The sequence below is a fragment of the Aureimonas sp. Leaf454 genome, from assembly GCF_001424685.1.
In the GTDB taxonomy this organism is placed as follows: domain Bacteria; phylum Pseudomonadota; class Alphaproteobacteria; order Rhizobiales; family Rhizobiaceae; genus Plantimonas.
In genome coordinates this window covers 161,755-188,267 of sequence record NZ_LMQT01000021.1, presented here as the reverse complement: position 1 = coordinate 188,267, position 26,513 = coordinate 161,755, and the positions used below count along the sequence as shown (strand labels likewise).

Below are 26,513 nucleotides of genomic sequence, written 5' to 3'. Positions count from 1 at the left end.
GCTTCGAAGGCTTCGGAGCAGCTTGATTTCGATTGAACATATCTCATGACCAACGCCCCCTGCTGCTTGGGTTCTGGAGACTAGACCCTTTTCGGCAGCGATATAATGGTCGAAAGCGTACAGTTCTCACGAATTATTGCGTGCTCAATGAGTATGTTCACTGGCTATTTCATCGAAGGAGCCAGACGATACTTGGGGGTCACAGCCTTTTGGTGAGCGGACCTGCGATCGATGCTGTCCGGCGGCGCCGCGATCCAGCAGCTTTTGTCCTTCATCCAATTCGAAGACGGATGACGGGGACAGCAAGGCGCAGGTGGCGAGAGGCCCTAACGAACATTTCCGAACTGTCGGGCAAGACTTTTGCGAAAAAGAGCCTATGTAATGGTCATGATCAAAATCGCCCCCAAAAGTCACCCCTCCGTCAAAATCGCCTTTTATCTCGAACAGGCCGACGAATGCGGAAGAATCGCCGCGTCCGCGACGCTGCAGAACGTGCGGGATCGCTCGCTGCGCTCGGAGGCCGCCTGGCGCAAGATGGCGGGAGATATCGATGGGGCTTCCATCGTCGTGCCGTCTTCGCCGGAAGCGGCCTCAATACCCGCGAGCACGCCGTCCTTCGCGAGCTTTGCCTGATCGGTCAGAGCGTTTCGAACGATCGGCACACTGGGTTTGCAGGAGAGTTTCGTGAAAGAAAGCAAAGGCAAGTCCAAGAAGGCCGCGCCGCCGAAGACCAATGCGTCGGCTCCGAGCCAGAAGATGCCGGCGGCGGCTCCGCCCAAGCCCAAGAAATAGAACGCCGTCCAGCGCGGTCGGTCGGAGTCCCTTGGGGCGGGACGATCTCGGCGTCGTGCCCCGCGTCGGCGGGACGGGTGCTGGAAACCGGCGACGCCCCCGCATTCCCCTGGAAACGGCGAGGACGTCGGGGCTGTCGACCGAGAGGACGCTGCGCTTCTCGTCGGTCGCGCTCGTATCGGGAAGCGGTGCGAACCGCTGCCTGCGATCGTGGCCCTTGCCCCGACCATCTCGACGGCGGCGGGCCTATCCGTCGTCAGAATTCCGCCCAATCCTCTGCGGCGCTTCGGGCTTTGACGAAAGCGCCGCCCGTGCCGGTCGTGCGCATCTGAGCGACCGGACGCGGTGAAGCGGAACGTCTCGACACCGGCTGTTCCAAGGCCTGGCCTTGGCGGTCACGGCCTGTCTTCGACGTCATGGCGGCGGTCCGGAAGCGGCCGACCATCTCGGAGAGGTCGTTCGTCTCGCGCGTCAGCGTCTGGGCTGCCGCCGTGGTCTCTTCGACCATGGCGGCGTTCTGCTGTGTGACCTTGTCCATGTCGTCGGCGGCGGCGGAGACCTCCTGCAGGCTCAAGGCCTGCTCCCGCGCCGACTGCGCCATCTGGGTGATGATCTGGGACACGCCCCCGACCTGGCTGACGATGTCCTGCAGGCTGCGGCCCGAGGCCAACACCAACGCAACTCCCTCTTCGACCTGCGTCGTGGACGTGGCGATCAGCGACTTGATCTCCTTGGCGGCCTCCGCCGACCGCTGGGCAAGGCCCCGGACCTCCTGGGCGACCACGGCGAAGCCCCGGCCGGCCTCGCCGGCGCGCGCGGCCTCGACACCCGCATTCAACGCCAGGAGATTGGTCTGGAAGGCGATCTCGTCGATGACGCCGATGATCTGCCCGATCTTGGCCGAGGAGGTCTCGATGGCGGACATCGCGGCCACCGCACGCTCGACCACGCCGCCGCCCTTTTCGGCTTCCGTCTGCGCCATGCAGGCGGCGGCTCTCGCGTCGTCGGCGACCTGCGCGGTGCGATCGATCCCTTGCGTGACCTTTGTCAAGGCCGCGACCGTCTGCTCCAGACTGGCGGCCTGCTGCTCGGTTCGCTGCGAAAGATCCGCCGAGGCGATGGAGATCTCGGCCAGTCCGGTCCGCATGCTGCCGATGCCCTCGACGACGGCGCCCATCGTCACCTCGAGTTCGGCCATGCTGTCGTTGAAGCGAACGCGGATCGGCTCGAATTCGGGGGAGACCGCCTGCGTCATCCGGGTCGTGAGATCGCCGGACGACAGCCCGTTGAAGCCGGCCTCCACCGCATGCACGAAGTGCTTCAGGTCGTCCGCCTTGGCATTGTCGATGGCGAGCTGTCGGTCGCGCTGGCGATCCATCTCGTGGCGCTGGGAGGCGGAGGCCGATTCCAGTTCATGCCGGCGGAAGGCCGACTGGCGCAGGACCTGAAGCGCCGAAGCAATCGCGCCGATCTCGTCCTTGCGCGCGCCGAGGTCCGACGTCTGCTCCAGGCGATCGGCCGCGAGGGCTTCGATATCCCCGGTGATCGCATTCAAGGGACGCACGATCGAGATCAGGGTCGCCGCGGAGCTCAGAAGGAGTGCCGCGAGAGCGACGAGGGACAGACCAACCTGCAGATAGAAGGCGGTTGCCGCCTGGGCCTGAACGTCCGTCTCGATCGACATTCCGAGATCCACCGCGAGCGTGACGAGTTCGTCGACGGCGCTGCGGTGGTCCTGATAGGCCTTGGACATGCCGACGAAGACGGCGTCCCTGACCGAGGGATCCTGCAGGCCGAGCGCCGGCAGCAGTTTCGTCTCCGCGAGCCGCCAGAAGGTGTCGGCGGGTTCGGCGACCTTCGTGCGCAGGAGCATCTTGATCGAAGCCGGCATGTCCGAAGTCTGCCAATAGGACATGCGCTCCTGATACTGCCCGCGAAGGCGGACGAGCCGGCCCTTCAGGACATCGGGGGTCATCTGCCCGTGGACCGCGAGCACGGTGTCGAGATAGGCCTCAACGACGAAGATCGGAGGCGGCATGATATCGGCGGTCAGAACCTGAGCCTCCGCGACATTGCGGTAGATCGGCCCGCCGATGCGAAGCTTTTCGAAGGCGAAGAGGCCGAAGCCGGCGGATGCCACCAGAGCGACAGCCGTCACGACGGAGAACATGTTGAATTTCGCGGCTATCCTCACGAAGTGCCCTTTGGTCGATCGGAAAACGGCGTCGATACTTCGAGCCGGCTCCATCAACCTTGACGGGAAATCGTGAAGATGGCGTAACCCAATTTTAACTAAGTTGAGAGGACAATTCTGTCATTCATACTGATTGATCTTCGATATCCTGAAACCAATACGGATCGATCGCCCTCCACGTCGTCGCATCGTCCTGGAACGACCGGGATCCCCTCGCCTCGATCCAGGACGATCCCATGCGGCACGAGGACCGGCGAGGCCGGACGCCGCGAGGATCCACGGCGCCGCGCCCGCGGCGATCAGAACTTGTAGGCGAGACTGGCGGAGACCTTTCGCGGATCGCCGTAGAAGCAGGAATTCTCGTCGGGACCGCATTGGACGGTGCGTTTGTCGAAGAGGTTCGATGCGTTCAGCTGCGCTCGCCAGCTCGGCGTCTCATAGGACAGGGCGGCATCGACGACGGTGTGGTCCGGCACCTTGAACGTGTTGGCGCGATCGGCCCAGCTGTCGCCGACATACCGCACGCCCGCGCCCAGGCGCAGTCCCTCGGCGGCCCCGGAGGAAACGGTATAGTCGAGCCAGAGCGAGCCGAACTCCTCGGGCGTGGCCGTCGGCACCTTGCCGAGATCGACGCCGTTGGACCTGGTGGTTTCGAGATCGAGAGCGGTGAAGGCCGCGAGCAGGCTGAAACCGCTGCCGAGGCCGAGCTGGGCTTCGAACTCCACGCCCTGCGACCGGATCTCGCCCGTCTGAACGTCGGTGAAGGGGCGTCCGCCCCTGACGTCGCGCGTCAGCACGTTGCGGCGGGTGAGGTCGAAGAGCGAGGCCGTCAGCACGGCGTCGAGATCGGACGGCTGGTACTTCACGCCGACCTCGACCTGGTCGCCGTCGCCGGACTGGAAGGGCTGGTTGGTGTCCGCGTCGAGCCCGAGGACGGGCGTGAAGAAGCGGGAATAGCTGACATAGGGCGTGATGCCGTTGTCGAAGAGATAGGCCGCGCCGGCCCGTCCGCTGAAGGCGCCCTCGTCGGACGAGGCGTCCGCTTGCCCGGCGATGCGGTTGTCGAGCTCGGTGTCGAGAACGTCGTAGCGGCCGTTCAGCGTGACCACGAGCTTGTCGTGGGTCATCTGGTCCTGGAGGTAGAAGCCGGTCTGGTTCAGGGTCTGCGTGTTGTCGATATAGGGCGCGCCGATCGGAGCGAGATTCAGCCCGTAGACGGGATGGACGACATTGAGCCGGGACTGGCCGCCCACCGCCTGATTGTCGGACAATTCGTAGAAGCGATGGTCGATGCCCGCGAGAAGGACGTGGTCGACGGCGCCCGTCGCGAAGCGGGCCTCGCCCTGCGTGTCGACGTTGAAGGCGTCCGCCTCCGGCGTGGTGCGAAAATCGATGCGGTTGATATCCGTCGTCGAACCCGGCGCGTAGCCGAAGCCATAGACGACGCGGTAGGTCGAATCGAGATGGCTGTAGCGCGTGTTCTGGCGGACCGTGAAGGTCTCGTTGAACCTGTGCTCGAACTCGTAGCCGAGCATCGCCTGATCGCGTTCGAACGTGTCGACGCCGGGTTCGCTGGAGAAGACGTCGCGGGCGATCCGGCCATAGGCCGCGGGACGGACGGTGCCGATATAGGGCAGGAAGCCCGGCGTGTTGTTGGAATCGTCCTTCTGATAGTAACCGTAAACGGTGAGGCTGGTGTCGCCGTCCGGCGACCAGTTGAGGCTCGGGGCGACGACGCCCTCGAACTCGTCGCCCTCGTCGGCATATTGGTCGCCGCCGAAGATCTTGGCGTTGAGGCGGTAGGACCAGATGGCCTGATCGTCGAGCGGGCCGCCGGAATCCAGCGCGACATAGCCTTGCCCGAATGCGTTCACGCCGGTCTCGACCTCGCCCTGGCGGGTCTTCGTCGGGCGCTTGGAGACGAGATTCACGATGCCGCCCGGCGAGGAGCCGCCGTAGAGAACCGAGGCGGGACCGCGAAGGATCTCGACGCGGTCGAGCGCCACCGGATCGATGCGCCAGGAGGCGAAGGCGGTGGAGAAGAGCGCAAGGCCGTCGAGGAAGAGGCCGTCGGCCTCGGCGGGGAAGCCGCGAATGTTGAACCAGTCGAGGCGGTTGTTGGAGCCGTATTTCTGGCCCTGGATGCCGGCTGAATAGCGCGTGGCCTCGTCGACGGTCTGAACGTCGCGCGTCTCCAACTGGTCCCGCCCGACGACGGAGACCGGCTGCGGCGTGCCCCGCTGGGTGCCGGCACCCTTGATCGCGGTGGTCGCTCCGGCAGGCGTCGTGACGCCGCTCGAAGCCGCCCCCCCCGCCGGGCCGGCGCCCGAACCGCCGGCGCCGCCCTCCAGCGTCACGGTGTCGAGGACGATGGGCTGGTCGACCTGCGCCATCGACGGAAAAGCCTGGAGAAGCGTCGCCATGGACACGCCGGCCGCCAGGATCGATCGCAGGAGACGGCTTGCGGTCCGGACATGCGACGGGGGTCGAAGGGTGCTCACGGGAGGCTCCAAGCAGGAGATGGGATCCCATCCGCGCTAATAAACTTGATAATCAGAGTCAAGATAAAGCGGGGTCCTTCGGTCCCGGTTCCCGCCTGCGGCGCCGCGTGTCACCCATCGGCCACGGATCGTCGCGGATTGCGGCATCTCGACCACCGCCAGAGGTTGCAATGGCGGTTGCGCTATGGTTGGATGTGGCGCTTCGAGCCTTTCCGTTCGCGCACGCCTTCCTGCGGCAGGAAAGAGACTTCTCCGAATCCTTTCGTCGGGACCGCGGATCGGGACGACCCGCATTCCGCGCGCGATCGCAGACCCGTTACGAACATCTACGTACCCGGCAAACTTTCCTTAAGAGTACTATGTGCACCTTAGCATGATGCCGCAGGACAAGCGGAGGGGAGTGTTCATCTTGTCGTCCCTGATCGGGTCCATCAGCACCCGCGCCCGTCTCATCCTCCTTCTCCTGGCGGCGCTCCTGCCCATGGCCGGCCTGCTCGTCGCCGGCATCGTCCTCGATTACCGGGACACGACCGAACAGGCCTATCAGGAGCTCGAACAGCTGGCGCAGGTCGCCTCGCTGCAGCAGTCGGAGCTCTTTTCCGCGACGAAGTCCCTTTTGTCGGTGGTCCGCCTGACGCCGGGCGTAACCGCCGACGGCGGAGACGCCTGCCGCAGGCTGATCCGCGCGGTGCGCGATTCGAACCCGCAGTTCCTGACGATGGGCGTTTTCGACCAGCGCGGGAACATCACCTGCCACAGCGATCTCGATGCCCCCGCCACCTTCGAGGATCAGAGCCTCGTGCGCCGCGTGCTCGCGCCCCAGGCGCCCCGCTTCGTGGTCGGCGACTTCATGATCGCGGGCGCGACGAAGCAGCCGACATTCGCGATCGCCATGGGCCTGCCCAAGGTCGAGGGCTTCGTGCGTGGCGCGGTCTTCGTCTCGATGAACCTCACGCGGATGGGGCGGGCGGCGAAGGGGCTGACGGGCGGGCGCTGGGAAACCGTGACGCTCGTCCAGCCCCGGTCGAACCGGATGCTGGTGCAGCATCCCGCGACCGAGGCGCCGGTCGGCACGACCTTCGCCGGGCATCCGCTGATGGCGCTCATGCAGTCGAGGAGCAGCGGCGGCGTGGTGGAGGGGCCGGGTTTCGACGGCGTCGAGCGGATGCACGGCTTCTACCCGATCGCGGGCGCCGAGACGGCGGGCCTGATGCTTCTGGTCGGAACCGATTCCGATGCCGTCTTCGCGGCCGTCCAGCACCGGACCCTCCTCTACAGCTTCGCGATCCTCGGCGTCTTCCTCGCCGCCATGGCCGGCACGTGGTGGCTCGGCTACTGGACGCAGCTTCGACCGGTCCAGCGCCTGACCAGCAGCGCCCGGCACATCGCCAGAGGTCAGTTCTCGGCGCGCGCGACGATCGAGGACTGGCAGGCCCCCGAATTTCGCGAACTCGGCTCGACGCTCGACCAGATGGCGGTCCAGCTGGAAGCCGGCGACGCGGCCGAACAGGTCGTCGTCGCCAGCGAAGCGCGCTACCGCCTCCTGGCCGACAACACGCTGGACCTCATCACGCAGGTGGACGAGGCGGGACGACGCGTCTTCGTCAGCCCGGCGAGCCGGAACATGCTCGGCTTCGAGCCGGAGGACCTTCTCGAAAGCACCTCGGTCGATCTCATCCATCCCGACGACCATCCGGCCCTCGAGCGCATGCTGCAGCAGTTGCGGGACGGAACGCCGGTCATTGGCGTGCAGCTGCGCGAGCGCCACCGGAACGGTCACTACGTCTGGGTGGAGTTGAACGGCAAGCCCCTCTCCCCGAAGGGAGGCGCCATCTTCTCCAGCCGCGACATCACCGCTCGCAAGGAGATGGAACGCGAGCTCGAGGAGGCGAACCACAAGCTGTCCATGCTGGCCGCCACCGACGGACTGACGGGGCTGGCCAATCGCAGAGCCTTCGACGAGACACTTCAGCGCGAGATCGCGCGCTCCGTCCGCGAGCAGAGCGAACTCAGCCTCGTTCTCATCGATGTCGATCACTTCAAGCGCTACAACGACGCCTACGGACATCCCGCCGGCGACGATTGCCTGCGGGCCATTTCGAGCCAGCTCGGCAAGTTGCTGCGGCGGCCGGGCGATTTCGGCGCACGCTACGGCGGCGAGGAACTTGCCGCGATCCTGCCCCACACCTCGCTGGACGGAGCGGCGGGCTGGGCGGAGACGATGCGCTCGGCGGTGGCCGACCTCGGCATCCACCACAAGGGCAGCCCCTTCCGCCACGTGACGATCAGCCTCGGCGTCAGCAGCTACCCGAGCGGCGACGCGCCGGTGAGCCCGGCCGGCCTCATCAAACTGGCGGACGAAGCTCTCTACGAGGCCAAGGGCGCCGGCCGGAACCGAACCGAACTCGCCCGTCGCCGGCCGACGGCGTCCGCGCGGGGCGAACTTCGGCCGGGAACCCGGACACCGGCATCCGGAGATGCCGGCATGGTCGACGAAGCCGGCTCGCACGGCGCGGCGAGAACGCGGCGACCGTCCGGCCGGATGTAGGACCAAGGCCGGGGTCAGGCCGCCCGGATCGGGCGGCCCCGATCCGCCGGCTCGAATCAGGCGGCTCGGATCAGGCGGCGTCGGCGCGGCGCGGCAGCGTCCAGTTCGGCCGGACGAAGTGACAGGTGTAGCCGTTCGGAATGCGCTGGAGGTAATCCTGGTGCTCCGGCTCGGCCTCCCAGAAATCGCCGAGCGGCGACACTTCGGTCACCACCTTGCCGGGCCAGAGGCCGGAGGCGTCGACATCCGCGATCGTGTCGAGAGCGACGCGCTTCTGCTCGTCGTCGGCATAGAAGATCGCCGAGCGATAGCTCGCGCCGCGGTCGTTGCCCTGCCGGTCCTTCGTGGAGGGATCGTGGATCTGGAAGAAGAATTCGAGGATGCGGCGATAGGTGGTGACGGCGGGATCGAACAGGATCTCGATCGCCTCGGCATGGTTGCCGTGATGGCGGTAGGTCGCGTTCGCCACCTCGCCGCCGGAATAGCCGACCCGCGTCGAGACGACGCCGGGCTGTCTGCGGACAAGATCCTGCATTCCCCAGAAACAGCCTCCCGCCAGAACTGCGCGCTCGTGGCTCATAGAACGTCCTTCCTTGCTGGAGATGATGGTGGTGAGAGGTTAAGTGGTGAATCCGGCCCCGGTTTCCAACCATCCCCGGTGCGGCCGAAGGCCCGCGTCGACATTTCAGAAGGACGGACGATGAGTCTCAAGGACAAGGTTGCGGTCGTCACCGGCGGCGCGAGCGGCATTGGCAAGGAGATCGCGCGGCATTTCCTCGCGGCCGGCGCGAAGATCGCCATCGCGGATCTCGACGGGCAGGCTGCCGAGGCCGTCGCAGCGGCGTTCGACCCGACGGGGGACCGGGCGATGGGCGTCGCGATGAACGTGACGGAGGAGGACGCGGTGACCGACGGCATCGAGGCCATCGCCGCCCGCTTCGGCTCGATCGACGTGCTCGTCTCCAATGCCGGCATCCAGATCGTCGCGCCCGTGCACGAAATGGCCTTCGCCGACTGGAAGAAGCTCCTCGCCATCCATCTCGACGGCGCGTTCCTCACGACCAAGGCCTGCCTCCAGCACATGTATGCGCAAGGGAGGGGCGGCAGCGTCATCTATATGGGATCGGTGCATTCCAAGGAGGCCTCCAAGCTGAAGGCGCCCTATGTCGCCGCCAAGCACGGGCTGATCGGCCTCGCCAAGGTCGTCGCCAAGGAGGGCGCGGCGCATGGCGTGCGCTCGAACGTCATCTGCCCCGGCTTCGTGCGCACGCCCCTCGTCGAGAAGCAGATCCCCGAACAGGCCGCGACCTTCGGCATCAGCGAGGAGGACGTCGTGCGGACGATCATGCTGAAGGACACGGTCGACGGCGAGTTCACGACCGTCGACGACGTCGCGCAGACCGCCGTCTTCCTCGCGGCCTTCCCGACCAACGCGCTGACCGGCCAGTCGATCGTCGTCAGCCATGGCTGGTTCATGCAGTGAGGCCGGGGCGCTGAGCGAGACGATCTCCTCGGGCGCGGTGCCGGAAGAGCTGGCGCCGTTCCTCGCCCGGCTGGACGCCCTGCCGACCGGCCACAGTGAAGGCGTCTTCGAAGGACGGCGCTACGGCGTCACGGTCCGGATCTCCGAGGACGGGCGCCGGCGCTGGCTCTTCGGCGAGGCGCTCGGCGGCCTCGACCGGATCAGCTGCAACCTCTACCGCCTTGCGGATGGACGATGGCTTCTGAAGCCCTGCGAAATGCCGAGGGACAAGGTGATCGACTTCGTCCTCGCCTATCGGCCGGACCCGGGCAAGAGCTAAAGGCTCCGGCCGTCAGGCGAGGCGGTAGCCGATGCCGGGCTCGGTCAGGATGAAGCGCGGCGCGGCGGGATCGTCCTCGAGCTTCGTCCGGAGATGGCCGATATAGACGCGCAGATATTGCGTGTCCTTCTCGTTCGCCGGCCCCCAGATCTCGCGCAGAAGCTGCGTGTGGGTCACGACCTTGCCGCACTGGCGGAAGAGCGCCGCGAGAAGATCGAACTCGCGGCGCGTCAGCTTCACCGCCTCGCCCCGGCGCGTCACGACATGGGCGCCCGCATCGAGCGAGATATCGCCGGACGTGAAGAGGAGATCGTTGGCCTTGCGGCTTCGCGAGCGCAGCGAGGCGCGAAGGCGCGCCATGAGTTCGCCGACGCCGAAGGGCTTGTTGACGAAGTCGTCCGCGCCGAGATCGAGGGCACGGACCTTTTCCGCCTCCCGGTCCCGTGCGGACAGGACCACGATCGGCACGTCCGACACGCGGCGAAGACGCTGGATCACCGTCTTGCCGTCCATGTCGGGCAGGCCGAGATCGAGGACGAGGATGTCCGGCCGCTCGGTGGCGGCGAGATCCAGCGCCTCCGCCCCCGTCCGCGCCTCGACCACGCGGTAGCCCTCCGCCACGAGCGACGGGCGCAGGAACCGGTGGATCGCCGGTTCGTCGTCCACCACGAGGACCGTCGATCGCGTCATGTCCGGCTCCCGTCGCCGTTTTCACCCTGTTCGTCGGTGCCCGCGCTGAAAGGGAGGAGGATTCGGAAGGCCGCGCCCCGTCCATCGGGACCGCCGTCGAGGAGGGAGATCGAACCACCATGCGCCTCCACGATCCCCTTCGTGATGGCAAGCCCGAGCCCGGCGCTTTCGCCGCCGTCGGCGCCGGAGCTGACGGCGCGGGTGAACTTCTCGAAGACGAGCGGGCGCAGGGCGTCCGGCACGCCGGGCCCGTCGTCCGAAATCTCGATCGCCACGCCGTTGCCGTCGCTTTCCCTTCGTGCAGCGGCGGACAGGGCGATCCGCGTCGCCGGTCCCGTGTGCCGGACGGCATTGGCGACGATGTTGGAGATGGCCTGGTCGAGAAGGGTGCCGTCGACGAAGGCGAGAAGCGGCTCGGTCGGGACGTCGACGGCGAAGCTCTGCCGGGCGCCGCGACGTCGGGCGAGGTCCACCGACCGGTTGAGGGCCTCGCCGACGTCGATCCAGTCGCGATGGAGCTCCAGCGAGCCCGCCTCCAGCCGCGTCATCGACAGGAGGTTGCGCACCATCTGGTCGAGGTGGCGCGCCTCGTCGCGGATCTCGCCGAGAAGCCCGTCCCGCGCATCCTCCGGGATGCGGGTGCCATAGTCGAGCAACGCGGTCGCCGAGCCGAGGATCGAGGCGAGCGGGGTGCGGAAGTCGTGGCTGATCGAGGCGAGGAGAATGTTGCGCACGCGCTCGGTCTCGGCCGCGGTCCGGGCGCTGCGCATCTCCGTCGAGAGCAAAGCGCGATGGAGCGCGGCGGCGGTCTGCTCGCAGAGCGCGGAGAGGAGCGTGCGCGTCTCGAGGCCGAGCGGACGGCCCTCCCCCGGCCGCTCGATGCCGAGGACGCCGACCTTGCGGTCCGGCACCGCCAGGGGCCAGAAGGTCCAGCCGGCGGCCGGCAGCGTTCCCGTATCCGCGCCGGCGGGCTCGCCCTTCTCGAAGGCCCAGCGTGCGGCGGCGCGGGAGGTCGCGTCCATCCGGTCGTCCGGCGGCCAGGCCGCGGCGATGGCGAGATCCTCGCCTTCGGGACGCAGGAGGACGCAAGCGCGCCCCGTCGCGGCGTTGATCTCGCTCGCAGCCGCTTCCAGCACGGCGTTGGCGTCGGGCAGCGCGGAGAGCGCGCGCGTAAAGGAATAGAGCCGCCGCGCCGCGCGCGTGCGCCCGGCGGAGGCGCGCATCTCCTCTCGAGAGCGCCCGGCGAGGGCCGAGATCGTGACCGCGATGATGAGGAAGACGGCAAGCGCCAGCACCTCGTGCGGCCGGGCGATGGTGAAGGTGTGCGTCGGGTCGATGAAGAAGAAATTGTAGGCCGCGAAGGACAGGAAGGAGGCGAGCACCGCCGGCCAGACGCCGAAGGCGATGGCCGGCACGAGGACCGCCAGCAGGTAGAGCATCGAGACGTTCGGAAGGGTGACGAAACGCACCAGCTGCGAGCCGACGAGGGTCGCCAGGCCGACGCTTCCCGCCGCCGAGGCATAGCCGAGGGCCGTGCCGCGATCCGGCCAGCGTCGCGCAAAGGCCGGCGCCTCCGCGCGTTCGGTGAGGACATGGACGGAGACGCCTGTGGCCCGCTTCACCAGCGCATCGGCCAGGCTCCGGCCGGCGGAGCCGGGCCAGGACCGCCCTCGCCGGGCCTTGCCCACGACGATCTGCGTGACGTTCTCGAAGCGCGCGAATTTCAGGATCTCGTTCGCGAAGTCCACCGCGACCAGGCTCTGCGCCTCCGCGCCCAGCGTCTTGGCCAGCTGCATGGCGGCATCGAGGCGGTCGGCCGGGCCCTCCGCCAGCGTCGTGCCCGGCCGCTCGATCGTCACGGCGAACCAGTGCGCGCCGAGACGATCGGCGAGACGCTTGGCCTCGCGCACGAGACGCTCCGCGGCATCGTCCGGACCGAGGCAGAGGAGAAGCCGCTCGCCCGCGGCCCAGGGGCCCTCGATCGCGCCGCCCTGCATGCGCTCCAGGAGATCGCTGTCGACGCGGCTCGCGACCTGCCGCAGCGCCAGCTCGCGCAGGGCGGTGAGGTTGGACGGCTTGAAGAAGTTCTGCGTCGCCCGCGTGGCGGTGTCCTCGACATAGACCTTGCCTTCGCCGAGCCGCCGGATGAGCTCGTCGGAGGGGAGATCGACGAGGAGGATCTCGTCGGCGACCTTGAGCGTCGTGTCCGGCACGGTCTCGCGCACGCGCACGCCGGTGATGCGCTGGACGACGTCGTTGAGGCTGTCCACGTGCTGGACGTTCATCGTCGTCCAGACGTCGATTCCGGCGAGGAGGCAGTCCTGCACGTCCTGCCATCGCTTCGGATGGCGGCTGCCGGGTACGTTGGAATGGGCGTATTCGTCGACGAGGAGGAGGTCCGGCCGCTCGGCCAGCGCCGCGTCGACGTCGAATTCCGGGATGAGCCGCCCCTTGTAGGCGATGCCCCGGCGCGGCAGGACGTCGAGCCCCGCGATCATCGCCTCCGTTTCCGCGCGCCCATGCGTCTCGACGATGCCGACGAGCACCCGGCGCCCGCCGGTCGCCGCGGCGCGTGCGGCCTGGAGCATGGCGTAGGTCTTGCCGACGCCAGGCGCCGCGCCGAGAAAGAGCCGCAGCCGTCCCCGCCCTTCCCGATCCGCCTCCGCCAGAAGCGCGTCGGCCGATGCTCGGGGCGCCTCGATCGCGTTCATGGATGCTCCCTGTCCCGACATGGCGCCAAGGGATGCTCGTCAGCACCCCTTGGCAATCTCTCTACAGCATGGGCTCGAGAACGGCCCCATCCGACGGATGGTCCGATGCGCGGCATCGGGATCGGCATTGGCATCGGGATCGTCCGTGCGATGGGGACGCGCGGCTATGAACCGGCCGGCGTCGCGACGGAGGCCGTCGGCGCGCCGGCGGGCGGCGCGGCGTTCATCGCCGGGGACAGGGGCGCCCGCGCGTCGAGCGCGAGATTGGTCGCAAAGACGTTGACGCGGGGCTCGCCGAGGAAGCCGAACGTGCGCCCCGCCGTGTTGTCGGCGACGATCCGGCGCACGTCCTCCACGGAAAGGCCACGGGCCTTTGCGATCCGGGCCGCCTGGAGGTCGGCATAGGCGGGTGAGATGTCGGGGTCGAGGCCGCTGCCGGAGGTGGTGATCGCGTCGGCCGGCAGACGATCGGCGCCGGTCTGCGAGCGAAGCGCCGCGGCGTCCGCCGTCAGGCGTTCGGCGAGCCTGGCGCTGGTCGGACCGAGATTGGTGCCGGAGGACGCGGCGGCGTCGTAGCCTTCGCCGGCGGCCGAGGGACGAGGCCGGAGGTAGCCGGCTTGCGTGAAACTCTGGCCGATCCGCGAGGAGCCGACGGCCCGACCATCCCGCGAGACGAGGCTGCCGGACGCCTGATCCGGAAAGACGGACGCGGCGATGGCGGTCATCGCCATGGGATAGAGGAGGCCGAGAAGGATGGTGAGAATGCCGAGGAGCGTCGCCGCGGCGCGGATCTGGGACAACATGGGTGTTCTCCTTGAGGATGGGGTCAGGCGAGGCCGAGGGCGGAGACCGCGAGGTCGATGAGCTTGATGCCGAGGAAGGGCACGAGAAGGCCGCCGAGGCCGTAGACGAGGAGGTTGCGCCGAAGCACGGTCGCGGCGTCCAGCGGGCGGTAAGGCACGCCGCGCAGCGCCAGCGGGATCAACGCGACGATGATGAGCGCGTTGAAGATCACCGCCGAGAGGATCGCGCTTTCCGGCGTGGCGAGGCCCATGACGTTGAGGACGCCGAGCTCGGGAATCGCGGCGATGAACAGCGCGGGGATGATGGCGAAGTATTTCGCGACGTCGTTGGCGATGGAGAAGGTCGTGAGCGAGCCGCGCGTCATCAGGAGCTGCTTGCCGATGCCGACGATCTCGATGAGCTTGGTCGGGTCGCTGTCGAGATCGACCATGTTGCCGGCCTCGCGGGCGGCCTGCGTGCCCGTCTGCATGGCGACGCCGACATCGGCCTGGGCGAGCGCGGGGGCGTCGTTGGTGCCGTCGCCGCACATGGCGACGAGCCGGCCCTGGCGCTGCTCGTTGCGGATGTAGTTCAGCTTGTCCTGCGGGGTCGCCTCGGCGATGAAGTCGTCGACGCCCGCCTCCGAGGCGATCGCCGCGGCCGTCACGGGATTGTCGCCCGTCACCATGACGGTGCGGATGCCCATGCGCCGCAGTTCGGCGAAGCGCTCCTTGATGCCGGGCTTCACCACGTCCTTCAGATGGATGACGCCGATGAACCGGCCGTTCTCGGCCAGCCCTAGCGGCGTGCCGCCGGACTTGGCGATGCGCTCGACGGCGGCCGTGAAGGCGGCGGGTTCGGACACGTCATGCCCGGCCGTCTCGCGCACGAACTTGCGGATGGCGTCCACCGCGCCCTTGCGGATCTGCTTGCCGCCCATGTCCACGCCGGACAGGCGCGTGGCGGCCGAGAACGTGATGAAGGTCGCGTCAGCCGGTGCCGCCTCCGGAACGCTGATACCGTACTTCTCCCGGGCGAGTACGAGGATGGAGCGACCTTCGGCCGTCTCGTCCGTCAGCGAGGCCTGGACCGCGATCTGGGCCGCCTCGGTCTCCGTCACGCCCTGCACCGCCACGACCTCCGACGCCATGCGGTTGCCGAAGGTGATCGTGCCGGTCTTGTCGAGGAGGAGCGTGTCGACGTCGCCCGCCGCCTCCACGGCCTTGCCGGACATGGCAAGGACGTTGTGGCGGATGAGACGGTCCATGCCGGCGATGCCGATCGCCGAGAGAAGCCCGCCGATCGTCGTCGGAATCAGCGTCACGAGGAGCGCGACGAGGATCGGCACGGAAATGGCGGCTCCGGCATAGGACGAGAGGCCCGTCAGCGTGACGACGGCGACGAGGAAGATCAGCGTCATGCCGACGAGGAGGATCGTCAGCGCCAGCTCGTTCGGCGTCTTCTGCCGCTCGGCGCCCTCCACCAGCGCGATCATGCGGTCGAGGAAGGAGGAGCCGGCGGCGGCGGTGATGCGAACCACCAGCCAGTCCGACACGACCGTCGTGCCGCCCGTCACGGCCGAGCGATCGCCGCCGGCCTCGCGGATCACGGGCGCGGACTCGCCCGTCACCGCGGCCTCGTTGACCGAGGCGATGCCCTCGACGATCTCGCCGTCGCCGGGCACGAGATCGCCGGTCTCGACGAGAACGAGGTCGCCGACCTTCAGGTCCAGCGCGGAGACGGGCTGAACGTTCGCTCGTTCCTTCGGGTTCGCGAGCTTCTTGGCGACGGTATCGGTGCGGGCTTTGCGCAGCGAATCCGCCTGCGCCCGGCCGCGCCCCTCCGCGATCGCCTCGGCGAAGTTGGCGAAGAGGACGGTGAACCAGAGCCAGGCCATGATCTGGCCGGTGAAAAGGAGCGGGTTGCCGGAGACGACGTCGCGCACGAAGAGAATCGTGACGACGGCGGCGACGACCTCGGTGACGAAGATGACGGGATTGCGCAGGAGCGCGGCGGGGTTGAGCTTCTTGAAGGCGTCGACGGTGGCCCGGCCGACGAGGTCGGGCCGGACGATGGAGGTTGCGGCCTTGGCAGCCATGGGAGGAATTCCTTGTGGTCGGGTCGCGGGGACCGACGGAGGATGGGGATGGATCGAACGGATGGGCGCCCCGGAACGGGAGCGGCGGAGCGCCCGTGTCGTCAGAAGGTCTTGCCGCCCAGCATCTGCACCTGTTCGGCGATCGGACCGAGGGCGAGCGCGGGGAAGAACTGGAGGCCGCCGAGGATCAGGATGATGCCGGCGAGGAGCCCGACGAAGAGCGGCCCGTGCGTCGGGAACGTGCCCGAGGAGGGTGCGAGCTTCGGCTTGGCGACGAGCGAGCCGGCGATGGCCATCATCGGCACGATATAGGCGAAGCGGCCGAGCAGCATGGCGAGGCCGAGCGTGGTGTTCCACCAGGGCGAATTGGCGGACAGGCCGCCGAAGGCCGAGCCGTTGTTCCCGGCCGCGGACGTGTAGGCGTAGTAGATCTCGCTGAGGCCGTGCGGACCGGCATTGCCGAGGCCGGACAGGGCGACCGGCAGGACGGCGGAGACCGAGGAGAAGCCGAGGATCGCGGCGGGAAGGATGAGAATCGCGAGGATCGCCATCTTCATCTCCTTGGCCTCGATCTTCTTGCCGAGATATTCGGGCGTCCGGCCGACCATGAGGCCCGCCACGAAGACGGCGACGATCGCGATGACGAGAATGCCGTAGAGGCCGGACCCGACGCCGCCCGGCAGGATCTCGCCGAGCATGATCAGCACCATCGGCACCATGCCGCCGATCGGCGTGAACGAGCCGTGCATGGCGTTGACCGCGCCGTCCGAGAGGCCGGTCGTCACGGCGGCGAACATCGAGGAGGCGGCGAGGCCGAACCGGACCTCCTTGCCCTCCATGTTGCCGCCGGCGGGATCGAGGCCCGCGGCGGAGAGGATCGGCGTGCCCGCGGCTTCCGCCCAATAGGCGGTCGCGATGCCGGCGACGAGCAGGAGCGCCATCACCGACAGGATCGCCCTTCCCTGCCGCCGGTCGCCGACGAGGCGGCCGAAGGCGAAGACCAGGGCGGTCGAGACCACCAGCATCTGGAAGATCGTCAGCGCGTTGGAGAGCGGCGACGGGTTCTCGTAGGGATGCGCAGAATTGGCGTTGTAGAACCCGCCGCCGTTCGTGCCGAGCTGCTTGATCGCGATCTGCGAGGCGACGGGTCCGAGCGCCAGCGTCTGCTGGCCGCCCTCCAGGGTCGTGACCGTGGCGGACGCCTCGAAGGTCTGCGGCGTTCCCATGGCGACCTGGGCGAGACCCGTGACGATGGCGAGCGGCAGGAGAACGTAGAGGGTCGCGCGGGTCATGTCGGCGTAGAAGTTCCCGACGGTCGTCTGCCCGGAGCGCGCAAAGGCGCGCACCAGCGCCACCGCCAGCGCCATGCCCGTCGCGGCCGACAGGAAGTTCTGGACCGTCAGCCCGGCCATCTGGCTGGCATGGCTCATGGTCGTCTCGCCGCCATAGGACTGCCAGTTCGTGTTGGTCACGAAGGAGACGGCCGTGTTGAAGGCGAGATGCGGCGAGAGGCCCGGGAATCCTTGCGGGTTCAGGGGCAGCACGCCCTGGAGGCGCAGGAGCAGGTAGAGGAGGAGAAAGCCGCCGGCGTTGAAGGCGAGCATGGCGAGCGTATAGCCGAGCCAGGTCTGCTCGCGCGCGGGATCGATGCCGGCGAGGCGATAGAAGCCGTTCTCGACGGGGCGCAGGACGGGCGTGAGGATCGTCCGTTCGCCGGCGAAGACACGGGCGAGGACGGCACCCAGCGGCACCGCGGCGAGAAGGACGACGAGGAGAATGGCGAGGATCTGCAGCCAGCCGAGGACGGTCATGGCATCAACCTTTCGAAGCGAAGGGGCATGGGCGTCGGAAGCCTCAGAACCGCTCGGGCCGCACGAGGGCGAAGACGAGATAGGCGGCAAGGGCGGCCGCGACGGCGCCGCCGAGAAGGAGATCGAACATCGTCAGGCCTGCCCGGCCCAGCGTGCATAGGCGGCCATCAGGGCGAAGAAGCCGAGGCCGGTGGCGAGATACAGAAGATCGAACATGCGAACCCTCCTTTCGGGAACGCCGTTCAGATCGTGCGGATCGGCATAAAGGATCGATACGAGTTTTCGCCTGGGCAGCCCCGGCAGGGGGGCGGGCGCGGGCGCGGGCGCCGACCACGACCAAGCGCCGCAGACCGCCTTGCGCGCCTTGAAGCGGGCATCGCCGTTGTTACCTCGATGGCAGGGCGTTCCGCCTCTCGCCTCGCGGCTGCCGTCCCGTGTCGCCTCATCGAAAGGACGTCCCTTGGCGCCTCGCACTCCCTTCCGCGACGGCTCGTCCGTTCCGAGCAGCCGGCTGTCGCGCCTCGCGCGGCTGGGCGGCATGGCGACGGGCGTCGCCGGCGGCATGCTCCTCGACGGCGCGCGGCAGTTCGCGCGCGGCGGTCGCCCGCGCCTGGAAGACCTTCTCATGACGCCGGCCAACGTCCTCAAGGTCACCGAGCAGCTCGCCCAGCTGCGCGGGGCCGCGATGAAGATGGGCCAGCTGATGTCGATGGATGCCGGCGACGTGCTGCCGCCGGAACTGGCTGCGATCATGGCGCGGCTGCGCGCCGATGCCGAGCCGATGCCGCGCGCGCAGGTGCAGTCGGTGCTCGACCGGGGCTGGGGCAAGGGCTGGGAGACGCGATTCGACTTCTTCGCGTTCCGGCCGATCGCGGCCGCCTCGATCGGGCAGGTCCACCGGGCTCAGACCGCGGACGGACGTGAGCTGGCGATCAAGATCCAGTATCCCGGCGTTCGCCGCAGCATCGACAGCGACGTCGACAATGTCGCGACGCTGCTGCGCGTCTCGGGCATCCTGCCGCGGCATCTCGACGTGTCGCCGCTGCTCGGCGAAGCCAAGCGCCAGCTTCACGAAGAGGCCGACTACGAGCGGGAGGCGGATTGCATCGAGCGCTTCGGAGCGCTTCTCCGGGATCATCCGGGGGTCGTCGTGCCCGCCGTCCATCGCGACCTCACGCGGCCGGAGATCCTGGCGATGGACTATCTCCACAGCGTCCCCATCGAGACGCTGGAGAGCGCGCCGCAGGCCGAGCGCGACCGGGTCGCGGGCCTCCTCGTCGATCTCGCCTTGCGCGAACTCTTCGCCTTCCGGCTCATGCAGACCGATCCGAACCTGGCCAATTACCGCTACGATCCCGCCACGGAGCGGATCGTGCTTCTCGATTTCGGCGCGACGCGCGCCTTCTCCGAGGATTTCGCGGAGCGGTGCCGGGCTCTGGCGGCGGCGGCCCTGGCCGGCGACCGCGAGGCCGCCCGCGCCGCGCTGGTGCGGATCGGCCTCATCGACGAGAGCGTGCCGCAGCGCCACCAGGACAAGGTCATGGCGTTGTTCGATCTCGCGCTGGAGCCGTTCCTGGCCTCCGACATCTTCGATTTCGGCGATCCCGCGATCGTGCGCGCGCTGCGCGAACAGGGCATGGACTTCGCCGCCGAGCGCGACGGCTGGCGCCTGCCGCCGACCGACACGCTCTTTCTCCACCGCAAGTTCGGCGGGACCTATCTCCTCGCCGCCCGGCTGAAGGCGCGGGTCGGCCTCAAAAGCCTCGTCAGCGCCTATCTCTGACAGGCAGGCCCGCTCAGCGCTTGCGTTCCAGCCAGGCGGCGAGCTCGGCCTCGGCCTGTTCGAGACTGCCGCGATTGAGGAGCTTGCGCAGAAACGCGAGCGTCACGGCCCGCATGCGCAGGTTGAAGGCCTCCGTGCCCCCTTCCGATTCGTAGACGCCGAGCTTGTCGTAGATCTGCTGCAGCCGGTTCTGGACGCTGCGCAGCGAGACGCTGCGGCGCTCGGCGATGAGCCGGTCGGTGAGGCCGAGCGCAAGGTCGAGGAGGATTTCGTATTCGACGTCGGTGAAGCTGTCGGAGCGGTCGGCCGAGGTCTGCTGCACCGATCGGATCTCCCGGTCGATCACGCACTGGCCTTCCAGGAAGACACTGCGCAAGGCAAGGCCGAGCCGCTCCTCGGAGGCCGATTTCAGGACGTAGCCGTAGGCCGCGCCCGTCGGGACGATGCGCGAGACGCCGCGCACATAGGCTTCGTCCGCATAGTTCGACCAGAACAGGATCGAGGTGCCGGGGCGCTCGCGCCACAGGGTCTTGGCCATCTCGACGCCGGTGCGATGCGGCATCTGGAGATCGACGACGACGTTGCCGGGCGCATGCTCGCGCGCCAGCCGTTCGCCGACGAGGCCGTTCTCGGCCTCGATGCAGTCGCAGCCGGGGAAGGTTCCGGCGAGAACGTCGCGCAGGAAGGCGCGGTGGACGGCGTCGTCCTCGACGATCAGCACTTTCAAGCCTGCTCTCCTGCGGACCGATCCGCCGCCTGCGGGGGCAAGGGAAGCGTCAGGGCGACGAGGGTGCCGCGTCCGTCGGTGCGGCGCGCGATCTGGAAATGGGCGCCGACGAGACGGGCGCGCGTCTGCATGTTGCGGATGCCCCCGACGCGCTTGCGCTGCTGGAGCGAGGCGAAGCCGATCCCGTCGTCGCGGATCTCGATCGCGAGATGGGCCTCTTCCCCGCACGGCTCGCGCCGGAGGTCCACCTCGATCAGCGAGGGTTCGGCGTGATGGGCCGCATTGTTGACCGCTTCCTGCACGATGCGGAACAGGGCGACGCGGAGCGGCTCCTCCAGCACGTCGACACAGGCCTCGCTGTCGTCGCGGAATCGCCACGCGATCTGCGTTCCCCCGCCATCGAGCGCGCGGCCGAGAAAGTCCTCGATCCCGTCGGCGAGGCCGAAGAGCTGAAGGACGTTCGGCCTGGCGTCGTCGATGATCTCGCGAAGCTCGCGGATGCAGCGGTCGAGCGCGGAGGCGATCGGCTCCAGCATGTCCGGCTCCAGCGCCTCGCCGGCGCGCAGCCGGTCGACGCGGCGCGACAGGCGCGTCAGATCGGCGAGCGTCAGGTCGTGGAGATCCATGCCGATGCGCTGGCGCTCGCGTTCGAGCTCCTCCGTCAGCCGCAGGGCCCCCTCGCGCAGCCCCTCCTCGCGGGCGCGCCCCTCCGCCTCCTCGATCGCGAGAAGGCGGGTGTCCTCGGACACGCGCAGCGCGAAGAAATAGGGCGCGAGCATGTCGGCCACATGCTGGGCGAAGGGCACGTCCTCGTCGGTGAAGAAGTCCGGCATGCGCGACGAGCAGGAGAAGGCGCCGATGATCTCGCCGCGCACGAGAAGCGGCACGTGGATGCGGCTGCGAAGGCCCTCCGCGAAGATCGGATGGGAGAAGGCGCCGTCGAAATGGAAGCGGGGATCGCGCATCGCGTCGCCGGTGAGGAGAAACGGCGCCTGCCCCAGGAGCACAACTCGGATCGGACTGCCCTCGACGGGAAGCGGGCGCTCGTTGAGGCTCCAGTCGGTGTGCGCGCCGGCCTCGTAGGCCACGTGCTGGTCGCGCCGCAGGATGCAGACGTCGAGATGATCGTGCGGCAGGATGTGCGCGAGTTCGTCGGAGACCGCCTGGATCGCGGTCTGGAAGTCGAGCTGACCGGCCAGCGCCTTCGAGATCTGGAGAAGGCGGCGGAAGACGGCCTCCGCGCCGAGGCGCGGCCGGGCCGGCTTCGGCTCGCCGGATCGGATCGGGGGAGCGGCCTTGGTCATGGCGGGGAGAGCAACATGTTCGCCGCGGGATCGCCAGAGGAAAGCCGGTCGATCGCCCGCGCGATCCGGCATCCGGCTTGCGGGTTCCCGCAAAAGAGATGCGGTTCGGGGCTTGGACATCCGTCAGCCGGTATTTCAATCTTCGCGCCGCCAGCCGTGGATGCGTCGCCGGCACTTGACGCCGGCTGGGAGGCCGGCATCCCTGGGGGAGGAAACCATGAAGACCAAGCTCGCATTCCTGCTGTCGGCGGCCGTCCTTGCCTCCGGCATCGCCACCGGCGCTTCGGCGGAGACGGCGGACAAGACGATCGCGCTGTCCAACAACTACGCCGGCAATTCCTGGCGCCAGGCCATGCTGGCGAGCTGGGAGAAGATCACCAAGAAGGCCGTCGCGGACGGTATCGTGAAGAGCGCCGACGCGTTCACGACCGCCGAGAACCAGGCGACGGAACAGGCCGCGCAGATCCAGAACATGATCCTGCAGGGCTATTCCGCGATCGTCGTGAACTCGGCCTCGCCGACCGCCTTGAACGGCGCGGTCAAGGAAGCCTGCGACGCCGGAATCATCGTCGTCTCCTTCGACGGCATCGTCACCGAGCCCTGCGCCTGGCGCGTCGCGGTCGACTTCAAGAAGATGGGCGCCGGCCAGCTCGACTATCTGGCCAAGCGCTATCCCGACGGCGGCAATCTCCTCGAAATCCGCGGCCTTGCCGGCACGTCGGTCGACACCGAGATTTCCGAGGGCATCGCGAGCGGCGTTGCGGCCAACCCGAAGTTCAAGATCGTCAGCGCCGTCCAGGGCGACTGGACGCAGACCGTCGCGCAGAAGTCGGTCGCGGGCGTCCTGCCGAGCCTTCCCGAGGTCGTCGGCGTCGTGACGCAGGGCGGCGACGGGTTCGGCGCGGCCGAGGCCTTCAAGGCCGCCGGCCGGCCAACGCCGACGATCATCCTCGGCAATCGCGACGACGAGCTGCGCTGGTGGAAGGCGCAGAAGGACGCGAGCGGCTACGAGACCATGTCGGTCTCCATCGCGCCGGGCGTCTCCACCCTCGCCTTTTGGGTCGCCCAGCAGATCCTCGATGGGCAGGACGTGCCCAAGGATCTCGTCGTGCCCTTCCTGTCGATCGATCAGGCCGGCCTCGAAACGTCCCTGGAGACCACGGAAGCCGGCGGCGTCGCCAATGTCGAGTACACGCTCGACGACGCCAAGAAGGTCATCGCGGACGCCAAGAAGTAAGCATCCCGCTTTCCATCGCCCGGACCGCCGACCGACGGCGGTCCGGGCTTTCGTTTTCGTGCAGAGGGGATCACCGAGGCCCATGTCCCGAACCGTCGAAGCCCCCTCTGCCGGCACGAGCGGGCGCGCGCTCGTCCGGCTGTCCGGGATCGCCAAGAGCTTCGGCGCGGTGCGCGCCCTCGTCGGCATCGATCTCGACATCCGCGCCGGGGAATGTCTCGGCCTCGCCGGACACAATGGTGCGGGCAAGTCGACGCTGATGCAGGTCCTGGCCGGCAATGTCGTGCCCGACGCGGGACGACTGGAGATTTCGGGCGAGGAGATGACGGGACGCTACGGCGTCTCGAAGGCCCATCAGGCCGGCCTCGCCTGCGTCTTCCAGGAACTCTCCCTCTGCCCCAATCTCAGCGTGGTCGAGAACACGCGCGTTCGTCACGCCGCGCTGAAGGGATGGGGCTGGCGGCGTCGGGCCGCCGCGCTCATCCGCGCCAAGCTCGACGAGATCTTTCCCGGCCACGGCATCGGGCCGAACGAGCTCGTCTCGGATCTGGCGCTCGGCCAGCGCCAGATGGTGGAGATCGCGAGCGTCTTCGCCTCCACGGGCGACCCGCTGCGCCTCGTGATCCTCGACGAGCCGACCTCCTCGCTCGACGCCAGCATCGCGGCGCAGCTTCTCGCCTTCGTGCGGCGCTTCGTGGCGGGCGGCGGCAGCATCATCCTCATCTCGCACATTCTGGGCGAGATCCTGTCGACCTCCGACCGCATCGCCGTGATGAGCGACGGGCGCGTCGTCGACCTTCGCCCCGCCTCGGCCTTCGACCGCGCCTCGCTCGTGGAAGCCATGGGCCATGTCGTCGTCCACGAGGTCGCCGGCGACGAAGCCGATGCGATCGCGCCCGCCGCCCGGGCGCGATCGGCCGCGCCGGTCGTCGCCACCGCGCGAATGCCGAAGGGCGGCGCGGCGACCTTCGAGGCGCGGCGCGGCGAGATCGTCGGGCTCGCGGGCCTTGCAGGCCATGGCCAGACGGGCCTCCTCGTTCTCCTGCACAACGCCGCGCACGGCCGTTCGCGCCTGGCGACCATGGAGGGCCGCGTCGCCTTCGTGGCGGGCGACCGGCAGACGGACGGGGTCTTTCCGCTCTGGTCGATCGGCGAGAACGTGACGATCCGCTCGCTCGGCCGGCTCCAGCGCTTCGGCCTCGTCGACCGCGCCCGGACCCGGGCCCTGGAAACGCAATGGCAGGAGCGCATCGCGATCCGCACGCCCGACATGGACAACAACATCCTGACCCTGTCGGGCGGCAACCAGCAGAAGGCGCTGTTCGCCCGCGCGCTCGCCTCCGACGCCGACATCATCCTGATGGACGACCCGATGCGCGGCGTCGACATCGGCACCAAGCAGGAGGTCTACGCCCTGGTGCGGGCGGAAGCGGATAAGGGCCGGACCTTCGTCTGGTACACGACCGAGTTCGACGAGTTGAAAAGCTGCGACCACATCTACGTCTTCCGCACGGGCCGGATCGTCGCGGACCTGCCGCGCAACGAACTGTCGGAAAAGCGCATCCTGCAATCCTCCTTCGAAGCCGATGCGACGACGGGAGCCTCGGCATGAGCGGCGCCTTCACCAGTCCACGGCTTCTGCGCGCGCTCCTGCCGCCGGTCTCCTTCATCCTGATCCTCGCGGTGATCTTCATCATCCAGCCGCGGGCCATGAGCTATCTCGGCCTCAACCTCATGCTCAACCTCGCGCTGCCGATCGCGCTCGCCACGATCGCGCAACTCTGCGTCATCACCGTCAACGACCTCGATCTGTCGATCGGCGGTTTCGTCAGCCTCGTCGCCTGCATCGGCGCGACGATCCTGCCGACCCAGCCGCTGCTCGGCGTCGCCGCGCTCCTCGCGGGCATCGCCGTCTATGCCGCGCTCGGCGCCCTGATCCACTGGCGCAACCTGCCTTCGATCGTCGTGACGCTCGGCATGAGCTTCGTCTGGCTCGGCGCGGCCGTGCTGCTCCTGCCCTCGCCCGGCGGCAGCGCGCCGGCCTGGCTGTCCGGCCTCGTCAAGCTGAAGACCCCGCTCGTGCCCTTCGCGATCCTCGCGAGCGCCGCGCTCGCCGTCGGCGTCCACCTCTTCCTCATGCGATCCTCGGTCGGCGCGGTGCTGCGGGGCGCGGGAGGCAGTCCGCAGGCGGTGCGCCGCGCGGGCTGGTCGCTGCTGCGCGCCAAGATGACGATGTACGCGCTCTGCGGCTTCTTCGGCACGCTGAGCGGGCTGACGCTCGTCGGCCTCACGACGTCCGCGGACGCCAATATCGCGCTGCGCTACACGCTGCTCTCGATCGCCGGCGTCATTCTGGGCGGCGGCGAGTTCACGGGCGGGCGCGTTTCGCCGGTCGGCGCGGTGATCGGCGCGCTGACGCTGACGCTTGCCGGCTCGCTCCTGTCGTTCCTGCGCATCTCGCCGGACTGGCAGATCGGCGCGCAAGGGGCGATCCTGATCCTCGTCCTCGCGCTCCGGGCCCTCGTGAACCAGACCGAGAGGAGAGCCGCATGAGCGCCGCCGCCGCACAGCGCAAGCCGCGCCGGGCCCTCGACAGGCCCTGGCTCTTCTCCTTCGCCGGCGCGCTCCTCATCTTCGCCGCCACGCTGATCTTCACCGGCGGCGTCGGCGGCGCGCAGATCCTGTCGACGGCGCTGACCTTCGCGACCATGTACGTGATCGTCGGCCTCGGGCAGATGTTCGTCGTCACGACCGGCCCCGGCAACGTCGACCTCTCGATCCCGGCGACGATCGCGCTGTCCGGCGCGGTGGCGATGGTGGTGATGGGCGGGAGCGATGCGCGGATCGCGCTCGGGATCGCGGCGGCGCTCGGCACCGGCCTTCTCGTCGGCTGCTTCAACTACGCGCTGATCCGCCTCCTCCAGATCCCGCCGATCATCGCGACGCTGTCGGCGAGCTTTCTCGTCCAGTCGGTCGCGATCGCCTACGGACGGGGCCTGCGGGTGCGCCCGCCGGAGGGCTTCGCGGCCTTCACGACCGGGCGCGTCCTCGGCGTGCCCTACCTGGCTCTGGCCACGCTCGTCCTCTGCCTCGTCATGGCGGTCGTGCTCCACCGCACCGTCTACGGCCGACAGGTCTCGGCCATCGGGCAGAACACGCGCGCGGCGGGACTTGCCGGCATCCGCGTCGACCGCGTGCGCTTTGCGACCTACGTGCTGTCGGCCATGCTCGCGAGCCTCTGCGGCGCGGTTCTGGCGGGCTTTTCCGGCGGGTCCTCGCTGAACATGGGCGAGGAATACCTGCTCGCCTCGATCGCCGTCGTGGTGGTCGGCGGCTCCTCCGTCTCCGGCGGGCAGTCGAACGTCGCGGGCCTCTGGGGCGCCTCGCTCTTTCTCTACCTGCTCGTCACCATGCTGAACACGTTCGGCGTCGGTGCGGGCCTTCGGCTTCTCCTCACCGGTCTCATCATCATCGCGATCATCACGGTGGCGGGCGGGCCGAAGACCGGCCGGGGCTGAACGCCGTCGCAGAA

Annotated in this window: 20 protein-coding genes; 9 read left to right on the top strand and 11 right to left on the bottom strand. The window is 68.5% G+C overall.

Going from position 1 to position 26,513, the window contains the following annotated elements; genetic code table 11:
* Positions 1-387: 387 nt before the first annotated feature.
* Entirely contained in the window at positions 388-633 is a 246-nt protein-coding gene (locus ASG43_RS23405) for a hypothetical protein (RefSeq protein ID WP_210168278.1), read from the top strand.
* Positions 634-1,048: 415 nt separating this feature from the next.
* On the opposite strand, the gene ASG43_RS16150 is transcribed toward ASG43_RS23405, so the two are convergent.
* Positions 1,049-2,986, bottom strand: coding sequence for a methyl-accepting chemotaxis protein (locus tag ASG43_RS16150; RefSeq protein ID WP_244488126.1), 1,938 nt, complete (start codon positions 2,984-2,986; stop codon positions 1,049-1,051).
* Positions 2,987-3,285: 299 nt separating this feature from the next.
* Positions 3,286-5,487, bottom strand: coding sequence for a TonB-dependent siderophore receptor (locus tag ASG43_RS16145; protein WP_156386739.1), 2,202 nt, complete (start codon positions 5,485-5,487; stop codon positions 3,286-3,288).
* 409 nt (positions 5,488-5,896) lie between these two features.
* Between ASG43_RS16145 and ASG43_RS16140 the strand changes: the two genes are divergently transcribed.
* Positions 5,897-8,035, top strand: coding sequence for a diguanylate cyclase (locus ASG43_RS16140; protein WP_162244736.1), 2,139 nt, complete (start codon positions 5,897-5,899; stop codon positions 8,033-8,035).
* Positions 8,036-8,105: 70 nt separating this feature from the next.
* On the opposite strand, the gene msrA is transcribed toward ASG43_RS16140, so the two are convergent.
* Positions 8,106-8,615 (bottom strand): peptide-methionine (S)-S-oxide reductase MsrA, encoded by a 510-nt coding sequence (gene msrA / locus ASG43_RS16135; protein WP_056507221.1) that lies wholly within the window; start codon positions 8,613-8,615, stop codon positions 8,106-8,108.
* A gap of 120 nt (positions 8,616-8,735) precedes the next feature.
* Here msrA and ASG43_RS16130 point away from each other — a divergent pair, with 120 nt between their 5' ends.
* Together ASG43_RS16130 and ASG43_RS16125 are read left to right on the top strand one after the other, a co-directional pair.
* On the top strand, positions 8,736-9,518 hold the full coding sequence (locus ASG43_RS16130; RefSeq protein ID WP_056507220.1) for a 3-hydroxybutyrate dehydrogenase: 783 nt from the start codon (positions 8,736-8,738) through the stop codon (positions 9,516-9,518).
* Positions 9,499-9,837 (top strand): hypothetical protein, encoded by a 339-nt coding sequence (locus ASG43_RS16125; RefSeq protein ID WP_244488125.1) that lies wholly within the window; start codon positions 9,499-9,501, stop codon positions 9,835-9,837. The genes ASG43_RS16130 and ASG43_RS16125 overlap by 20 nt, the downstream gene beginning before the upstream one ends.
* Positions 9,838-9,849: 12 nt before the next feature.
* Here the strand turns inward: ASG43_RS16125 and ASG43_RS16120 are convergent, their stop codons facing one another.
* The 6 genes from ASG43_RS16120 to ASG43_RS23610 all read right to left on the bottom strand — a co-directional run bounded on the left by ASG43_RS16120 (position 9,850) and on the right by ASG43_RS23610 (position 18,404).
* Positions 9,850-10,527, bottom strand: coding sequence for a response regulator (locus ASG43_RS16120; RefSeq protein WP_056507217.1), 678 nt, complete (start codon positions 10,525-10,527; stop codon positions 9,850-9,852).
* Positions 10,524-13,238 (bottom strand): sensor histidine kinase KdpD, encoded by a 2,715-nt coding sequence (locus ASG43_RS16115; protein WP_056507457.1) that lies wholly within the window; start codon positions 13,236-13,238, stop codon positions 10,524-10,526. The genes ASG43_RS16120 and ASG43_RS16115 overlap by 4 nt, the downstream gene beginning before the upstream one ends.
* A 164-nt stretch (positions 13,239-13,402) precedes the next feature.
* A complete protein-coding gene (gene kdpC, locus ASG43_RS16110; RefSeq protein ID WP_056507214.1) occupies positions 13,403-14,041 on the bottom strand; it encodes a potassium-transporting ATPase subunit KdpC in 639 nt (212 codons plus the stop codon).
* A gap of 23 nt (positions 14,042-14,064) precedes the next feature.
* Entirely contained in the window at positions 14,065-16,119 is a 2,055-nt protein-coding gene (gene kdpB, locus ASG43_RS16105; RefSeq protein WP_056507213.1) for a potassium-transporting ATPase subunit KdpB, read from the bottom strand.
* 101 nt (positions 16,120-16,220) lie between these two features.
* The gene (gene kdpA, locus ASG43_RS16100) at positions 16,221-17,930 is read right to left on the bottom strand and encodes a potassium-transporting ATPase subunit KdpA (RefSeq protein ID WP_056507210.1); all 1,710 of its coding nucleotides are present in this window, start codon (positions 17,928-17,930) and stop codon (positions 16,221-16,223) included.
* Between the two features lie 132 nt (positions 17,931-18,062).
* Positions 18,063-18,404, bottom strand: a complete 342-nt coding sequence (locus tag ASG43_RS23610; RefSeq protein WP_162244732.1) for a hypothetical protein — start codon at positions 18,402-18,404, stop codon at positions 18,063-18,065.
* On the opposite strand from ASG43_RS23610, the gene ASG43_RS16095 reads away from it, so the two are divergent.
* Entirely contained in the window at positions 18,391-19,713 is a 1,323-nt protein-coding gene (locus tag ASG43_RS16095; RefSeq protein ID WP_056507208.1) for an AarF/ABC1/UbiB kinase family protein, read from the top strand. The genes ASG43_RS23610 and ASG43_RS16095 overlap by 14 nt on opposite strands.
* A 13-nt stretch (positions 19,714-19,726) precedes the next feature.
* Here the strand turns inward: ASG43_RS16095 and ASG43_RS16090 are convergent, their stop codons facing one another.
* The gene (locus ASG43_RS16090) at positions 19,727-20,440 is read right to left on the bottom strand and encodes a response regulator transcription factor (RefSeq protein WP_056507205.1); all 714 of its coding nucleotides are present in this window, start codon (positions 20,438-20,440) and stop codon (positions 19,727-19,729) included.
* Positions 20,437-21,744, bottom strand: coding sequence for a GAF domain-containing sensor histidine kinase (locus ASG43_RS16085; RefSeq protein WP_082490993.1), 1,308 nt, complete (start codon positions 21,742-21,744; stop codon positions 20,437-20,439). The genes ASG43_RS16090 and ASG43_RS16085 overlap by 4 nt, the downstream gene beginning before the upstream one ends.
* 217 nt (positions 21,745-21,961) lie before the next feature.
* Here ASG43_RS16085 and ASG43_RS16080 point away from each other — a divergent pair, with 217 nt between their 5' ends.
* The 4 genes from ASG43_RS16080 (at position 21,962) to ASG43_RS16065 (ending at position 26,499) form a co-directional block, all read left to right on the top strand.
* Positions 21,962-22,981 (top strand): ABC transporter substrate-binding protein, encoded by a 1,020-nt coding sequence (locus tag ASG43_RS16080; RefSeq protein ID WP_056507202.1) that lies wholly within the window; start codon positions 21,962-21,964, stop codon positions 22,979-22,981.
* Between the two features lie 82 nt (positions 22,982-23,063).
* Complete coding sequence (locus ASG43_RS16075) at positions 23,064-24,593, top strand: sugar ABC transporter ATP-binding protein (protein ID WP_056507199.1); 1,530 nt, start codon at positions 23,064-23,066, stop codon at positions 24,591-24,593.
* Positions 24,590-25,534, top strand: coding sequence for an ABC transporter permease (locus tag ASG43_RS16070; RefSeq protein WP_056507195.1), 945 nt, complete (start codon positions 24,590-24,592; stop codon positions 25,532-25,534). The genes ASG43_RS16075 and ASG43_RS16070 overlap by 4 nt, the downstream gene beginning before the upstream one ends.
* Positions 25,531-26,499, top strand: coding sequence for an ABC transporter permease (locus tag ASG43_RS16065; protein WP_056507192.1), 969 nt, complete (start codon positions 25,531-25,533; stop codon positions 26,497-26,499). The genes ASG43_RS16070 and ASG43_RS16065 overlap by 4 nt, the downstream gene beginning before the upstream one ends.
* Positions 26,500-26,513: the final 14 nt, after the last annotated feature.

What these genes read in the sequence shown, in the direction of transcription:
- ASG43_RS23405 (WP_210168278.1), top strand. Translation starts at nt 388, where the DNA reads ATGATCAAAATCGCCCCCAAAAGTCACCCCTCCGTCAAAATCGCCTTT.
- msrA (WP_056507221.1), bottom strand. Translation starts at nt 8,615, where the DNA reads ATGAGCCACGAGCGCGCAGTTCTGGCGGGAGGCTGTTTCTGGGGAATG.
- ASG43_RS16130 (WP_056507220.1), top strand. Translation starts at nt 8,736, where the DNA reads ATGAGTCTCAAGGACAAGGTTGCGGTCGTCACCGGCGGCGCGAGCGGC.
- ASG43_RS16125 (WP_244488125.1), top strand. Translation starts at nt 9,499, where the DNA reads ATGGCTGGTTCATGCAGTGAGGCCGGGGCGCTGAGCGAGACGATCTCC.
- ASG43_RS16120 (WP_056507217.1), bottom strand. Translation starts at nt 10,527, where the DNA reads ATGACGCGATCGACGGTCCTCGTGGTGGACGACGAACCGGCGATCCAC.
- ASG43_RS16115 (WP_056507457.1), bottom strand. Translation starts at nt 13,238, where the DNA reads ATGAACGCGATCGAGGCGCCCCGAGCATCGGCCGACGCGCTTCTGGCG.
- kdpC (WP_056507214.1), bottom strand. Translation starts at nt 14,041, where the DNA reads ATGTTGTCCCAGATCCGCGCCGCGGCGACGCTCCTCGGCATTCTCACC.
- kdpB (WP_056507213.1), bottom strand. Translation starts at nt 16,119, where the DNA reads ATGGCTGCCAAGGCCGCAACCTCCATCGTCCGGCCCGACCTCGTCGGC.
- kdpA (WP_056507210.1), bottom strand. Translation starts at nt 17,930, where the DNA reads ATGACCGTCCTCGGCTGGCTGCAGATCCTCGCCATTCTCCTCGTCGTC.
- ASG43_RS16085 (WP_082490993.1), bottom strand. Translation starts at nt 21,744, where the DNA reads ATGACCAAGGCCGCTCCCCCGATCCGATCCGGCGAGCCGAAGCCGGCC.
- ASG43_RS16080 (WP_056507202.1), top strand. Translation starts at nt 21,962, where the DNA reads ATGAAGACCAAGCTCGCATTCCTGCTGTCGGCGGCCGTCCTTGCCTCC.
- ASG43_RS16075 (WP_056507199.1), top strand. Translation starts at nt 23,064, where the DNA reads ATGTCCCGAACCGTCGAAGCCCCCTCTGCCGGCACGAGCGGGCGCGCG.
- ASG43_RS16070 (WP_056507195.1), top strand. Translation starts at nt 24,590, where the DNA reads ATGAGCGGCGCCTTCACCAGTCCACGGCTTCTGCGCGCGCTCCTGCCG.
- ASG43_RS16065 (WP_056507192.1), top strand. Translation starts at nt 25,531, where the DNA reads ATGAGCGCCGCCGCCGCACAGCGCAAGCCGCGCCGGGCCCTCGACAGG.